This window comes from Altererythrobacter sp. (genome assembly GCF_050299635.1).
Lineage (GTDB): Bacteria > Pseudomonadota > Alphaproteobacteria > Sphingomonadales > Sphingomonadaceae > Erythrobacter.
The window spans coordinates 25531-40425 of sequence record NZ_JBNKWF010000011.1 but is presented as its reverse complement, the minus strand read 5'-3'; the positions used below and the strand labels follow the sequence as shown (position 1 = coordinate 40425).

13 protein-coding genes are annotated in these 14895 nt (G+C 60.3%); 11 read left to right on the top strand and 2 right to left on the bottom strand.

Annotation, left to right across the window (positions count from 1 at the left end; all coding sequences use genetic code 11):
- Positions 1-364: 364 nt before the first annotated feature.
- From ACQY6C_RS07720 to ACQY6C_RS07700, 5 genes are read left to right on the top strand one after another with little or no spacing between them, the layout of a single operon-like run.
- Positions 365-997: a phosphoribosylanthranilate isomerase gene (locus tag ACQY6C_RS07720; RefSeq protein WP_427967094.1), complete on the top strand. Its 633-nt coding sequence runs from the start codon at positions 365-367 to the stop codon at positions 995-997.
- Positions 994-2208 carry a tryptophan synthase subunit beta gene (gene trpB, locus ACQY6C_RS07715; RefSeq protein ID WP_427967092.1) on the top strand — a complete coding sequence of 405 codons (1215 nt, stop codon included), beginning with the start codon at positions 994-996 and terminating at the stop codon, positions 2206-2208. Before ACQY6C_RS07720 ends, trpB begins: the two co-directional genes overlap by 4 nt.
- A complete protein-coding gene (trpA, locus tag ACQY6C_RS07710) occupies positions 2205-2984 on the top strand; it encodes a tryptophan synthase subunit alpha (RefSeq protein ID WP_427967090.1) in 780 nt (259 codons plus the stop codon). The genes trpB and trpA overlap by 4 nt, the downstream gene beginning before the upstream one ends.
- Positions 2985-2993: 9 nt before the next feature.
- Complete coding sequence (gene accD, locus ACQY6C_RS07705; protein ID WP_427967087.1) at positions 2994-3842, top strand: acetyl-CoA carboxylase, carboxyltransferase subunit beta; 849 nt, start codon at positions 2994-2996, stop codon at positions 3840-3842.
- Positions 3843-3849: 7 nt separating this feature from the next.
- Positions 3850-5148, top strand: a complete 1299-nt coding sequence (locus ACQY6C_RS07700) for a bifunctional folylpolyglutamate synthase/dihydrofolate synthase (protein WP_427967084.1) — start codon at positions 3850-3852, stop codon at positions 5146-5148.
- Here the strand turns inward: ACQY6C_RS07700 and ACQY6C_RS07695 are convergent, their stop codons facing one another.
- Positions 5149-6849, bottom strand: a complete 1701-nt coding sequence (locus ACQY6C_RS07695) for an AmpG family muropeptide MFS transporter (protein ID WP_427967081.1) — start codon at positions 6847-6849, stop codon at positions 5149-5151.
- 87 nt (positions 6850-6936) lie between these two features.
- Between ACQY6C_RS07695 and ACQY6C_RS07690 the strand changes: the two genes are divergently transcribed.
- Genes ACQY6C_RS07690 through ACQY6C_RS07665 form a run of 6 tightly spaced genes read left to right on the top strand, consistent with a single transcriptional unit; the run spans position 6937 to position 13364 of the window.
- Positions 6937-8097, top strand: coding sequence for an aromatic ring-hydroxylating oxygenase subunit alpha (locus ACQY6C_RS07690; protein WP_427967079.1), 1161 nt, complete (start codon positions 6937-6939; stop codon positions 8095-8097).
- 19 nt (positions 8098-8116) lie between these two features.
- On the top strand, positions 8117-8881 hold the full coding sequence (locus ACQY6C_RS07685; protein ID WP_427967076.1) for a pseudouridine synthase: 765 nt from the start codon (positions 8117-8119) through the stop codon (positions 8879-8881).
- 10 nt (positions 8882-8891) lie between these two features.
- Positions 8892-9437: a 16S rRNA (guanine(966)-N(2))-methyltransferase RsmD gene (rsmD, locus tag ACQY6C_RS07680; RefSeq protein WP_427967073.1), complete on the top strand. Its 546-nt coding sequence runs from the start codon at positions 8892-8894 to the stop codon at positions 9435-9437.
- A 57-nt stretch (positions 9438-9494) separates the two neighbouring features.
- Positions 9495-11804 (top strand): ATP-dependent helicase, encoded by a 2310-nt coding sequence (locus ACQY6C_RS07675; protein ID WP_427967070.1) that lies wholly within the window; start codon positions 9495-9497, stop codon positions 11802-11804.
- Positions 11805-11810: 6 nt separating this feature from the next.
- A complete protein-coding gene (locus tag ACQY6C_RS07670) occupies positions 11811-12173 on the top strand; it encodes a cupin domain-containing protein (protein ID WP_427967067.1) in 363 nt (120 codons plus the stop codon).
- A gap of 3 nt (positions 12174-12176) precedes the next feature.
- The gene (locus ACQY6C_RS07665) at positions 12177-13364 is read left to right on the top strand and encodes a DUF418 domain-containing protein (RefSeq protein ID WP_427967064.1); all 1188 of its coding nucleotides are present in this window, start codon (positions 12177-12179) and stop codon (positions 13362-13364) included.
- 31 nt (positions 13365-13395) lie between these two features.
- Here ACQY6C_RS07665 and ACQY6C_RS07660 read toward each other — a convergent pair whose 3' ends face one another.
- Positions 13396-14760: a DEAD/DEAH box helicase gene (locus ACQY6C_RS07660; RefSeq protein WP_427967061.1), complete on the bottom strand. Its 1365-nt coding sequence runs from the start codon at positions 14758-14760 to the stop codon at positions 13396-13398.
- Positions 14761-14895: the final 135 nt, after the last annotated feature.

Here is a 14895-nt window from a genome sequence, read left to right as displayed (position 1 = left end):
GCAAATGAGCGAGAGAATTCGTACTCTTTTACTCGCTGGATTCGGCGTTGTAATCTGGGTCTATTCCCTGATCAATTTGGTGCTTCTCGGAACGCGCGGACAACTTTGGACTCGCCGCGGAATTGTGACCTACGATGAGAACGCTCTGTCCTTCGTCTTGAGCCTAGCTGGGACTATCATCGTTGCGGCGGTAGGTACTTTGATGTTCACCTTGTGGATGAAGGAAAGGCGACGAAAGGGGCGGAACGGCGAGCATCCAAGCATTACAACAAGACCATCGAATACCCTCGGATCCGTGCTATCAGCCAGCCTCAAAGCAAGAAGGGATAAGCGCCGCCAGTAGCGGCATTTATTCAACCATCTCATGACTATACAGATCAAAATCTGCGGGCTCTCGACGCCCGAAGCCATCGATGCAGCCATTGAGGCGGGCGCGACTCATATCGGTCTCGTCCATTTCGAGCCGAGCCCGCGCCATGTTTCCCTCGATCAGGCGGCGCAGCTCCGCGAACATGCGCGTGGACGCGCCAAGGTGGTGCTGTTGCTGGTCAATGCCGATATCAAGGCCACCAGCTATGCGATCGGGACGGTCAAGCCGGACGTCCTCCAATTTCATGGCAGCGAGACACCCGAATGGATTGCGCTCGTTCGCGAGAAAACCGGGGTTGAATGCTGGAAAGCCGTGGGTGTGCGCGATGCGGTCTCGCTGGAGAAGAGCGTAAAATTCATCGGCCATGTCGATCGGCTACTGTTCGATTCGCCTGCCAAGGCGCTTCCCGGTGGCACGGGTGAAACCTTCACCTGGAACCTGCTGAAAGCCCATGAGCACAAGGTTGAATGGGCGCTTGCAGGTGGTCTGAAACCGGAAAATGTGGCCGAAGCGATCCGGACGACGGGCGCGCCAATGGTCGATACCTCTTCGGGCGTGGAAAGTGCGCCTGGCGTGAAGGATATGGACTTGATCCGCGCCTTCTGCGAAGCGGCTCGGTCAGTATGACAGATCAACCCAATTCCTTCCGCAACCAGCCTGACGAAGGCGGGCATTTCGGCGATTTCGGCGGACGATATGTTGCCGAAACGCTGATGCCGCTGATTCTCGACCTCGAGGAACATTACAATGCGGCCAAGGCGGACCCGGCCTTCAAGGCGCAGTTCGACGATCTGCTCGAACATTATGTCGGACGGCCTTCCCCACTCTATTTTGCCGAGCGGCTTACCGAGGCACTGGGCGGCGCGCAGATCTGGTTCAAGCGGGAAGAGCTGAACCACACAGGCGCACACAAGATCAACAATTGCATCGGCCAGATCCTGCTCGCGATCCGCATGGGCAAGACCAAGATCATCGCCGAGACCGGCGCTGGCCAGCACGGCGTCGCCACAGCCACCGTTTGCGCACGCTTCGGCTTGCCCTGCACGATCTTCATGGGCGCGACCGATGTGGAGCGCCAGAAGCCCAATGTCTTCCGCATGAAGCTGCTGGGCGCAGAGGTGATCCCCGTCACCAGCGGCGCGGCGACGCTGAAGGACGCGATGAACGAAGCGCTGCGCCATTGGGTCGCGCATGTTCACGACACTTTCTACATCATCGGAACGGCAGCCGGGCCGCATCCCTATCCCGAGCTGGTGCGCGATTTCCAAAGCGTGATCGGTAAGGAAGCGCGCGCGCAATTGCTCGCCCGCACCGGCAAGCTACCCGATCTGCTGCTTGCGGCGGTGGGCGGCGGCTCAAATGCCATCGGCCTGTTCCATCCTTTCCTCGACGATCCCGATGTGGAGATGATCGGGGTAGAAGCCGCAGGTTACGGCATCGAAAGCGGCAAACATGCCGCCAGCCTCACCGGCGGCGTGCCGGGCGTGCTGCATGGCAACAAGACCTATCTGTTGCAGGATGATGACGGCCAGATCACCGAAGCGCATTCGATCAGCGCCGGGCTCGACTATCCCGGCATCGGGCCGGAACATAGCTGGCTGCACGAAATCGGCCGCGTGAAATATATCCCTATCACTGATGACGAAGCGCTGGAGGCGTTCCAGCTCACCTGCCGGTTGGAGGGCATCATCCCCGCATTGGAAAGCGCCCATGCGCTGGCTGCACTTCCCAAGCTGGCAAAGCAATATCGCGACGATCAGATCATCCTGGTCAATGTCTCAGGACGGGGGGACAAGGACATCTTCACTGTCGCCGATGCGCTGGGAGTGGAGATGTGACCCGCCTCTCATCTGCATTCGCCAAGGGGCACCCCGCCCTCGTCTGCTTCATCACCGCCGGTGATGGCGACACCGCAGCCAATCTCGACGCGCTGGTCGAAGGTGGAGCGGATGTGATCGAGCTGGGCATGCCCTTCACCGATCCGATGGCCGATGGCCCTGCGATTCAAGAAGCCAATCTACGCTCGCTTGGCGCAGGCACGAAGACTGCCGATGTCCTGCTGATCGCCAACGAGTTCCGCGAACGCCACCCTGACGTGCCGCTGGTTCTGATGGGCTATGCCAATCCCATGCTGCGGCGAGGCGCGGAATGGTTCGCCGCAGAGTGCAAGGGATGCGGAGTCGATGGCGTGATCTGCGTCGACATTCCGCCTGAAGAAGATGAAGCGCTCGGCCCTGCGCTGCGCGCTGCCGGTATCGACCTTATCCGCCTCGCCACGCCGACGACCGATGCAGCGCGTCTGCCCGCCGTCCTCGAAGGGTCTGGCGGGTTCCTCTATTACGTCTCGGTCGCAGGGATTACCGGCAAGCAACAGGCTGCGCTGGATTCAATCGAGTCCGCTGTCGGCGCGCTCAAGGCTTCGACCGACCTGCCAATTGCAGTTGGTTTTGGCGTCCGCACGCCGGAACAGGCGGGTGCAATTGCCGAGGTCGCGGATGGCGTGGTGGTCGGCTCCGCCCTCGTCGAGCTGGTTGGCGAGCATGGCGATGCAGCGCCGGAAAAACTGCGTGAACTCACCTCGGCGCTTGCCCACGCCGTGCATAATGCGCGATAGAGCGGCCCCATGAACTGGTTCACTCGCGTTCGCAATTCACTCGGTTGGCTGCCCAAGCGCAGCACAGAGAAAGACCTTTGGGTCAAGTGCCCCTCGTGTCAGGAGATGCTGTTCCAGAAGGAATACGTCGACAATTTGAGCGTTTGCCCCCGCTGCGACCATCACGGCCGCCTTGGCGCGGATGCGCGGTTGGCCATGCTGCTTGACGAAGGCTTCGAGCTGCTCGAACAGCCCGAAGTTGGCGAAGATCCGCTCAAGTTCAAGGATTCCAAGAAATATACCGACCGCCTGAAACAGGCCCGCGCCAACAACCCGCACCTTGATGCCTATAGCGTCGGTTCGGGCACGATTGACGGGCATCCCGCCGTGGTGGGCGTGCAGGATTTCGGCTTCATGGGCGGATCGATGGGCATGGCGGTGGGCACCGCCTTCTGCCAGGGCGCGGAGCGGGCACTGGCGCGCAAATGCGCCTATATCGTGTGCACGGCCGCAGGAGGCGCGCGTATGCAGGAAGGCATTCTCAGCCTGATGCAGATGCCCAAGGCAACCGTGATGACCCGCCGTCTGAGAGAGGCAGGGCTGCCCTATATCGTGGTGCTGACCGATCCGACGACTGGCGGCGTCACCGCCAGTTATGCCATGCTGGGTGACATCCATATCGCCGAGCCCGGCTGCCTGATCGGCTTTGCCGGCCAACGCGTGATCCAGGATACGATCCGCGAGAAGCTGCCTGAAGGGTTCCAGCGCGCAGAATACCTGCACAAGCACGGCATGGTCGATATGGTGGTGCACCGTCGCGACCTGAAGACCCGCCTTGCCACGCTGCTCGACTTCTTGCAGCCCAAGAAGGCCGCCTGATACAGCCATGAAGGACTTCGGTCGCTCTGACGACCCACGTGTCCAGGCTCAGCTTGACCGGCTTGCCGCGCTGAGTGTGCCGCAAGGGCGCCTGGGACTGGAGACGATCCGTGCGCTGCTTGAACGCCTCGGCAATCCTCAACAAGATCTTCCGCCAGTGTTCCATGTCGGCGGCACCAACGGCAAAGGTTCAACCTGCGCCTATCTGCGAGCGATACTGGAGGCTGATGGGCTGGTGGTCCACACGGCCACCAAGCCGCATCTGGTGCGTTACAACGAGCGAATCCGGGTTGCGGGCAATCTGATTTCAGACGAACTTCTGGCCAGCCTTTTGCAAGAAGTTCTGGATGTGGGCGAATATCTTGCGCCCAGCTTCTTCGAAGTGACGACCGCAGCGACCTTCCTCGCCTTTGCCCGCATTCCGGCAGATGCCTGCGTGATTGAGGTCGGCCTCGGCGGCCGTTTCGACGCGACCAACGTGCTGGAGAACCCGGCGGCTTGCGGAATCGCGACACTCGGCATCGATCACGAGGCTTTCCTGCTGGTGCCCGAAGCAGGCACGCCTGAGTTGCCTCTCGCCCGCATCGCATTCGAGAAGGCAGGCATTGCTCGCGCGGGAACGCCGCTTGTCACCATGTCCTATCCACGCGAGGCCGCCGAGCAGATCGAGCTGGCGGCGAAGCGCGTCGGTGCGCCGCTTTTCATGCGAAGCCGCGATTGGGACGCGAGCGCCAATGGCGCGATCCGGTACCGCGATTCACAGGGCGAGCTATCCCTGCCTCTGCCCAACATGCCCGGCCTCCATCAGGCGGAGAATGCCGCACTGGCGGTAGCGATTCTGCGGCATCAAAGCCAAGTGCAAGTCTCGATCGAAGCGCTGGCAGAAGGTATTCGTGCCGCACGCTGGCCAGCCCGCCTGCAATTGCTCGGTCACGGTCCGCTGACTGACCTCGCGCAGGGACATGAGGTGTGGCTTGATGGCGGGCACAACCCCGATGCGGGGCTCGCGATCGGAAGGCACTTCGCGGCGACAGGCAAGCTTCATCTCATCATCGGCATGCTCGCCAACCGCTATCCCGAAGCGATCCTCGGTCCGCTCGAAGGCAAGCTCGCCAGCACCACCGCTGTCCCGATCGAAGGCAGCGAATGCCACACTGCCGAAGCCTATGGCGACAAGGCACGCTGGGCGGGCAGCGTGGATGACGCCCTGCGCGCCCTGCCCCATGATGGCCTGCCTGTGCTGATCGCCGGATCGCTCTACCTTGCGGGTGTGGTGCTCAAGCTGAACGAGGAAATGCCGGACTAGCTAATTTGTCAGCGCCGCCGGAGATTCGGGAGCCACCATACCCGAGGCACTGCCCAGGCGTGAAACGCGAATCCATTCTATCACGCAAAGGATAACAGCGACGCCGCCCATCAGCGTGGTAAGAATGAACACATGGAAATAGCCCTGGACCTCGATCAATTTGCCGAGCGCTCCGCGTCCCAAGGTTCCAACCAGCAGCGTCAGTGAAGAAAGAAGCGCATACTGGACTGCGCTGTAGCCCCTCGACACTATTGATGAGAGGTAAGCCACGAAAGCGGCCCCGGCTATGCCGACCGCGATGTTTTCGCCTGCAATCGCCGCCATAAGTTTCGCAAGCCTGGCATCGCCACCCAAATGTGAAACGAGCCAGCTGAACCCAATCGCGTCGCTCACCATTTGCACAACGGCACCACCCCGTGCGAGATCCGCATAGAGAAGGTTGGTTGCCGCGGCGAGGATTGCGCCAAGCGTGAGCGTGAACATACGCCCGACCGCAGTGAGCATAACGCCGCCCAGCGCCAATCCCGCCATCAGCGCTCCAACGCCAAAGAATTTGGATGCGACTGCTACCTCGTCCTTCGAATACTGCAATTCGCCAAGGTAGAATGGATAAGCGAAACTGCCCCAGATCGAATCTGTGATGCGATAAGTCAGCACCAGCGCGAAAACGATGACCAGCGCCCAACCCATCCTTCCAACAAAGTCAGTCAATGGCAGAACCAACGCGCGGTAAAGGTGATCCATCATTCGGCCGCTTGCGCCCGAAGCTGGCCTTGATTCCGCCAACAGGTGCTTTCCCGTCCGTTCAAGCCGTACGAGCCAGGCCGAAATCAGAGCCGGTATTACAACCGTCGCAATAACGATCAGCGGCCCCATAGTGGCGATGAATGAGACAGAATCCGGACGAGCTTCAGGATCATTCGTGAGCGATCGAATCATGAAGATTCCAACAGTGACCAGCGCCCAAGCCCACAGAACCGCGACCGCGCCTAGCGCCCATCCCCGAATGCGCGGATCGAGCTGCCCTGCCTCTCGCAATCCGTGAGGATCGTGTCCTTCCCCGCGTTCTTCTGCACCCGTGGCTAGCGCGTCGGGTGCCCAAAGCCCCAGGAACCCGACCAGAAGCATGATTGCGCCCATTGTGAGATAGACTGTCGGCCAGTCGGTCCGCTCTGCCAGGAACAGCGCCAACGCTCCGCCAACCAGCGCCGCAATACGATACCCCATCTGGTAAACGGTCGAGAGCATGTCGATCGTCGCTACTTCATCCGCCACGTCCACACGCCAGGCATCGATCACTACGTCCTGGGTCGCGCTGGCGAAGGCGCCAATTCCGGCAAGAAGCGAGAACCAGCCTAGCGAAGTGGTAGGATTGAGCATCGATAGAACGACAAGAATGGCACCGAGCATGACTTGCGCGGTAACGATCCATTGCTTGCGCTTACCAAGTCGGCTCAACAGCGGCATATCGATCCGATCGAGCGCAGGCGACCAGAGAAACTTGAACGCGTAGGCCAGGCCAATCAGCGAGAAGACGCCCATCGTCTCCAAGTCAACTTCGGCATCAGAGAGCCACGCGTAGAGGGTGCCCAACAGCAAGGCGTATGGGAGACCCGCAGCAAAGCCGAAAAGCGCCATATAGCCGGTCTTGCGCTGTCCCAACGCAGCCAGAACTGCCCGCCAGCCCGGCTTTCGTTTCATTTCCGCTGCAGCCATTCCCTAGCGTCCTTCGCAATTTCGCCAATTTCTGCGACACTAGCCCCGGGAAGAGGCAATAGGAACGCTCCGATGAACAGCGTTGATACGAAATCACCACCTTTGCGCCCGACCGAGGGTCAGCGTGCCCTCGCCGACGCAATTGCCAGCAATGAGATGCGCGTTGCCGACCGGATCGCTCATGTCCCGGCGAGCGTCTATATTGATTCCGATCACTACGTCCGCGAGAAATCCGCGCTGTTTGACCGCCTGCCGCAAGTGTTGTGCCCTTCGGCGCTACTGCCCGATCCGGGCATGGCCGTGCCGCACGACGGCACTGGACGTCCGCTCCTCATCACGCGCGATGCCGAAGGGGTCGCGCATGTCTTCCTCAATGTCTGCCGCCACCGCGGAACCCGGCTTGTCGAAGGGCAGGAGGTGCAATGCACCAAGCGGCTCGTGTGTCCCTATCATGCCTGGACATACCGGCTCGACGGGAAGCTGCTCGCCCTGCCCCGCCCCGAAACATTCCCCGGCATGGACAAGGCGGATATGCCACTGATCGAACTGCCGAGCTGCGAAGCGGGAGGATTGATCTGGTTTTCACCGACAGAGAATGCTGACTTCACCCATGCGCGCCAGCTTGGCGAGGACTTCGATGCCTTCGGGATCCGCCAAAGCCATCTGTTCCGTCGCAAGACCCATTCGGTGGCGGGGAACTGGAAACTCATCATGGATGCGTTCCTGGAAAGCTATCATGTCACGCGGCTACATGCGCAAACCATCGGCCCCTTCTTCAAGGATGGCATTACCGCAGGCGACCAGATCGGGCCGCATCAGCGATCGGCGGTTGGCCGCCTGGAAGAGATGGAGGGCGTGGACTTCGACGATATGACCGAGCTGCGCCGGGTCGTAACTTTCGCGTATCAGCTCCTGCCCGCCACGATTGTCATCCCCAGCCCAGATTATGTGAATATCATGGTGCTGATGCCGCAGGCTCACGACCGCACGCTGGTCGAGGATTTCATGCTCATTCCCGAGGAGCCCGCGACCGATAAGGCGCGCGATCACTGGGAACGGAGCTGGAAACTGCTCGATGGCGGGGTCTTCGCAAGCGAAGACTTCCGCGCGGCGGAGCTGGGCCAGCAAGGCCTTGAAAGCGGCGCAGTCGAACAATTGACGCTTGGCACGCTCGAAGGCGGTATAACCCGTTTCAACGAGATCGTCGAAGAGGCGTTGCGCGCAGTCAATTGAACGCCTACTCGCTCGATGGATGAATGATGGCCCCCGACCTGAAGGAGAGCGCATCGCCAAGCTGTTGGCGCGCGCAGGAGTAGCAAGCCGCCGCGAAGTCGAGCGCATGATCGCCGACGGTCGCGTCGCTATCGACGGGCTGATCCTGGAAACTCCGGCAACGATCCTGAAAGACCTGAAGGGTGTGACGGTCGATGGCAAGCCAGTCGCCAAGCCCGAACCCACGCGGCTGTTCGCTTTCAACAAGCCGACCGGATTGATTACGGCGGAGCATGATCCCAAGGGCCGCCCCACCATCTATACCGCCCTGCGCAACTCCTTGCCCCGGAAGGCGCCGCGATTGATGCCGGTCGGGCGGCTCGACCTCAACACCGAGGGGCTGTTGCTCCTCACGAATGATGGCGAGCTGAAGCGCCAGATGGAACTCCCTTCGTCTGGTATCCCGCGCACCTACCGCGCGCGAACTTTCGGTGAAGTAACGCAGGAAGCGCTGGAAGAACTGATCGACGGGATCGAGATCGACGGAATCCATTACGGCAGCATCGATGCCAATCTGGAGCGCCGCACGGGCCGCAACCAGTGGATCGAGTTGACAATCACCGAAGGCAAGAATCGCGAAATTCGCCGTGTGCTTGAGCATCTCGGGCTTCAGGTCAGCCGCCTGATCCGCACTGCCTATGGCCCGTTCGAGCTGGGCGATCTGCCGCGCGGTGCAGTGCAGGAGATTCGCGAGCACGAGATTGGCCGTTTCCGCAACCAGCTCAAGAAGCTGAGCCAGCGTTGAGGCGCGACTCATGAGGATCATTGCCGGAGAATGGCGCGGGCGCAAACTGACGGCACCCAAAGGCGACGCAACCCGTCCCACGGCGGACCGGACCCGCGAAACGCTGTTTTCAATGCTGCTGAGCCGGCTTGGCAGTTTCGAGGCGCTGCAAGTGGCCGATCTCTTCGCCGGATCGGGCGCGATGGGATTGGAGGCACTCTCGCGGGGTGCAGCACACTGCCTGTTCGTCGAGCAGGACGCCGAAGCGCTCAAGGCGATCCGCACGAATATCGCGGCGTTCGAGGCGCGTGTGGGCACAAGCGTCAATGCCGGATCGGTCCTGGCCCTGCCAGCTGCCAAGGCGCCGCTCGACCTGATCCTGCTCGATCCGCCCTATGATACCGGCGCAGGCGCAGTGGCGCTCGACCGGATGCTCAGGCTGGGTTGGATCGGTCCCGCGACATGGATGGCGGTTGAAACCTCTTCGCACGAGAGCGTCGCGGTCGAAGGGCTTGCAATCGAAGCCGAACGACGCGTCGGCAAGGCAAAACTCACACTGCTGACCAAATCCGGCTGAGCTGTTTGGCTTGGCGCTTGCGGGACGCGCCAGTGTTCTCTACCTGTTCACACCTCAATGGAAAACAAAGATACCCTGCCCCAAACGCGAGAAGACCCGCAGATCCCCGCCTATGCGGCGCAGCTGAACGCGCCACAGCGGGAAGCAGTCCTGGCGACAGAGGGGCCGGTGCTGATGCTGGCAGGAGCGGGCACGGGCAAAACCGCCGCACTGACTGCGCGGCTCGCGCATCTGGTCGCGACAGGGCGTGCATGGCCCAGCCAGTTGCTCTGCGTCACCTTCACTAACAAGGCGGCACGCGAAATGCGGCAGCGCGTGGCCGGGCATCTGGGCGAAGCGGTCGAGGGAATGCCGTGGCTCGGCACCTTTCACTCGATCTGCGCGAAGATGCTGCGCCGCCATGCCGAGCTGGTTGGCTTGCAAAGCAATTACACGATCATCGACACCGACGATCAACTGCGCCTGCTCAAACAGCTCATCAATGACAATGATCTGGACGAGAAACGTTGGCCAGCGCGCCAGCTCGCCAACCTGATCGATCGCTGGAAGAATCGTGGGCTCAATCCGGACGAACTCGATGCGGTAGAGAACGAAAGCTACGCCAATGGCCGCGGCCAACAGTTCTACCGGCTCTATCAGGATCGACTGAAAGCGCTCAACGCCTGCGATTTCGGCGATCTGATGCTCCATATGCTCAACATCTTCCGGCGCGAGAGGGAGATTCTCGAAAGCTATCAGCAGCGTTTCAAATATATTCTGGTGGACGAATATCAGGACACTAATGCGGTCCAGTATCTGTGGCTGCGACTACTGGCGCAAAGTCACAAGAACATCTGCGTGGTCGGGGATGACGACCAGTCGATCTATTCATGGCGCGGTGCAGAAGTCGCCAATATCCTGCGGTTTGAAAAGGATTTTCCTGGCGCAAAGGTGGTGAAACTGGAGCAGAATTATCGCTCCACCCCGCATATCTTGGGCGCTGCATCGGGGCTCATCAGCGCGAATAGCGAGCGGCATGACAAGACGCTATGGACCGAGATGGATCACGGCGAGAAGCTGCGCGTTATCGGCGTATGGGACGCGCCTGAAGAAGCGCGCCGCGTGAGTGAGGAGATCGAACGACTGGAACGCGAAGGCGCCTCGCTCGATCAGGTCGCAATCCTGGTCCGTGCGCAATACCAGACCCGAGAGTTTGAAGATCGCTTCATTCAGGTCGGTATCAATTACCGCATCATTGGCGGCTTCCGCTTCTACGAGCGCGCCGAAATCCGCGATGCCCTCGCTTATCTGCGCGTGATTGCGCAACCGCAAGACGACCTCGCTTTCGAGCGCATCTACAACCAACCTAAGCGTGGCCTGGGCGCAAAGACGCTGGAACGGATGCACATGCATGCGCGACGCACCGGGCTGCCGCTCGCCGCTGCATCCTTGCAACTAGCCGATAGCGACGAATTGCCTGCGCGCGCCGCGAACACCATCGGCGGGCTGCTCAGGCAGTTTCTCCATTGGCGCGAACAGTCCGAACAGGTCACACCGGCCGATCTTCTGCGCATGGTACTGGAAGAGAGCGGCTATGGCGAAATGCTGCAGAAGGAGCGCACAGCAGAAAGTGCGGGGCGGCTCGAAAACCTGTCCGAACTCGCGCGCGCGATGGAAGAGTATGAAACGTTGGGCGATTTCCTGGAGCACGTCAGTCTTGTCATGGACAATGACGCGGCGGATGAAGAGGAAACCGTCACCATCATGACGATGCATGCGGCCAAGGGGCTGGAGTTCGATCATGTCTTCCTGCCGGGTTGGGAAGAAGGCGTGTTTCCTTCTCAGCGCGCTATCGACGAAGGCGGACTGGCCTCGCTCGAGGAGGAGCGTCGCCTCGCCTATGTCGCTATCACCCGCGCAAGGCGGCGCTGCACGATCCTGCATGCCGCAAACCGCCGGATCTATGGCCAATGGACCAGCAGCATCCCCTCTCGCTTCATCGAGGAACTGCCTGAAGATCACGTCGATACAGAAACCACTTTGACCGGCGGCGCGAGCATGTGGCGCGCCAATTGGAGCGAGCAGGAAGATCCCTTCGCCCATGTCTCGCAATCGCGCCCCGATCGCTCCGGGTCCCGCGGCCCCGGATGGCAGCGCGCACTGGCGACAGGATATGAGACGAAGCAATTGCGTGTGCGGGAGAACAAGCGCTCAGCCGCCAGTTTCGCGGCCAAGCCGCGCGCCGACATTGCCATTGGTGCGCGCGTGTTCCACGAAAAGTTTGGCTATGGAACCGTTATCGATCAGGAAGGCAACAAGCTGGAGATCGAGTTTGAACATTCAGGCGTAAAGCGAGTGCTCGATAGTTTCGTGAAACTTGCGGAGTAGGCAGGCGTGGTTCCAGGCATCAATGTAGAGGCGGCATTCGAGAAGGTGCGCGATTTCTGGTCGCCAAAGGTCATTGGCCAGGTCAACAACCAGCTCATGAAGATCGCCAAGCTCAAGGGCGAGTTCGTATGGCATGACCATGCGGACGAGGAAGAATTGTTCTTTATCGTCAGGGGCAAGCTGGAAATGCAGTTCGAAGATGGTTCGGTGCACCTCGGCGCGGGGGATATGCTGACAGTGCCTAAAGGTGTCCGTCACAATCCCGTGGCGGAACAGGAATGTTGGGTCGTGCTGATCGAACCCGCCTCGACAAGACATACAGGCGACATTGTAACAGAGCGAACGAAGACGCTCGATCAGCAGTACTGAATATTGCCTGCGTCGAAAATCTCATCGCCCAGCAGCGACCGCATCGAGTTGGTCGATGCCTTGCGCGGTTATGCCCTGTTGGGGCTGCTGCTTGTCCATTGCGTTGAACGCTTCGAGCTGTACTGGCTCGATCCGCAACCTGATGCCTGGTTTGACGGCGTTTTCGCGCTCTTCGGCGGAAAGAGTTTCGCTATATTCGCGCTGCTTTTCGGCTTCGGTTTTGCAACGATCATGGCGAATTACAGACGCCGGGATATCGACTTTACCTGGCGATTCGCCTGGCGTGTGACACTGCTGTTTGCGATCGGCACTCTGCACGCCTTGATCTATCGCGGCGATATACTGCAGGTTCTGGCGCTGCTTGGGCTATTGCTGATCCCGCTCGACAGAATTTCCAGCAACCGCATTCTGGCAATTCTGGCGGCCCTGTTGCTGATCCAGGTGCCGCTTCTGGCCCAGTCTGTTCTTGCCGGCAATGGCAGTACCGCAGCGCAGACCCCACCCTATTTCCTTGGAGACACGGGGCTTTCCGTGCTTGCTCAAGGTAGTTTTACCGACGTTCTGACCGTAAATGCACAAGGCGGCATGGTGGGGAAATGGTCGTTCTATCTTTCCACCGGACGCATCGTTGAAATCTGCGGGTTGTTTGCGATCGGGATGCTTCTTCAGCGAAAGAAGGCATTCATGAATCTACCGCAAAGTCGGCTGAAATGGAGTTTGGCCCTTGCCGTCTCAGGGCTCACCTGGCTGGTGCTTGATCGATATGGCCCGGGACTCTTGCCACCATGGCCGGATCAGGGCGGTGCGCCAATGCAGGCCCAATCGGTCGGTTGGGCATTGGATAGCTGGAGGACGGGAGCGGCCACTGCTTTCCAGATCGCCGTCTTTGTCTTGCTGTGGCAGACCCCTGTGCATGCCGTGTTGCGATGGTTTGCTCCGCCCGGTCGTATGACCCTGACCTTCTACGTCCTGCAGTCGCTGGTTTCCGTGCCGCTGTTCTACGGCTTCGGATCAGGCTTGTGGGACGACTGGTCAACTGCGCAAACCGTATTGGCTGGCCTTGTGTTCTTCGCGCTGCAGATCGTGGCTGCAACCTGGTGGTATCGGCATTTCCGATATGGTCCACTCGAATGGACGTGGCGCGCCATGACGCTCGGCGACCGCAATATCCCGATCCGGCGAAGCAAATAGCAGTTAGCGCCGCGATTGCCGCGAGCGAAGACTAGGTCGCGCTTACATCCAGGAACCCCGGGCGCGGGCCGTTCCACTCGCCTGCAGGCACGGGGGTCTCGTCCTCTTCGCGCGAATGACGTGCGCGGCGCGGTTCAGGCCGTTCGGACCTTCCGGCGCGCTTGTCATCGCGTTCGCGCTTTGGCTTGCGCTGAGACTCGTCGCGCTTGCTCGAGCGGGCCTCTGCCTCTTGCGGTTCGGATTCTTCTTGCGCTGGCCTTTCGACCAGATCGACGCGAACATCTTCCTTGCCGAAAACCTTGATCGCATTGCCGGTCAGCTTTTCGACATTGGCGATCGCTTCACCATCCTCTTCCGCAACGAGGGTGAATGCCCGGCCCTTGGCCCCTGCCCTGCCCGTGCGGCCGATCCGATGAACGTAATCGTCCGGGTGCCACGGCGTGTCGAAGTTGAACACGTGGCTGACGCCCTTGATGTCCAGCCCGCGCGCCGCAACGTCGGAAGCGACGAGAATATTGATCTCGCCTTCCTTGAAACGCGCGAGTTCCTTGAGCCGGTTGGCCTGGTCCATGTCACCATGAATCTCGCCCGACAGGAAGCCATGGCGCTGCAGGCTCTTGTTGAGTTCGCGCACCGTGGTCTTGCGATTGGCAAAGACGATCGCGGTATCGACATGATCATGCTGCAGCAGCCAGCGTAGCGTCTCGCGCTTCTGGCGCGATTTCACCGGGATCTTGAACGCGGTGATATCCTTGTTGGTGGATGCCGCGCGGCTCACCTCGATCCGCTTTGGATTGCTGAGGAAAGTCTTCGCCAGCTTTTCGATTGGAGGCGGCATGGTCGCCGAAAACAGCATGGTCTGGCGTGTTTCGGGCAGCTTGGAGCAAATGAACTCGATATCGGGAATGAAGCCCATGTCGAGCATCCGGTCCGCTTCATCGATAACCAGCAATTCGCAGCCGTTGAGAAGTATCTTGCCGCGTTCGAACAGGTCCATCAGGCGGCCCGGCGTAGCGATCAGCACATCGACGCCATCGTTGAGCGCCTTGACCTGGTCGCCCATCTGCACGCCGCCTATCAGCAGCGCCATCTTGAGATCGTGGTTCTTGCCGTATTTCTCGAAATTTTCGGCTACCTGAGCGGCCAGTTCGCGCGTCGGCTCGAGGATGAGCGAGCGCGGCATCAATGCACGGCGGCGACCATTCGCGAGAATGTCGATCATCGGCAGCACGAAGCTGGCCGTCTTCCCGGTCCCGGTTTGTGCGATACCGATAAGGTCGCGCATCATCAGCACGGCGGGAATGGCCTGCGCCTGGATCGGCGTCGGCTCGCTATAACCAGCGGTCGAAACCGCTTGCAGCAATTCTTCGGAAAGGCCGAGATCGGCAAATGTCATAAGGTTCAGGATTTCCGGATAGCAGGAGCCATGCGGCCCCGTTCAGTCAGCCATGCTTCGCCGGCCCAATCGGCCACTCCACAAGAGCCGTCGCGCCCTTCGCTGAAAAGGGGCCGAAAGTCAAGGAATCGCACG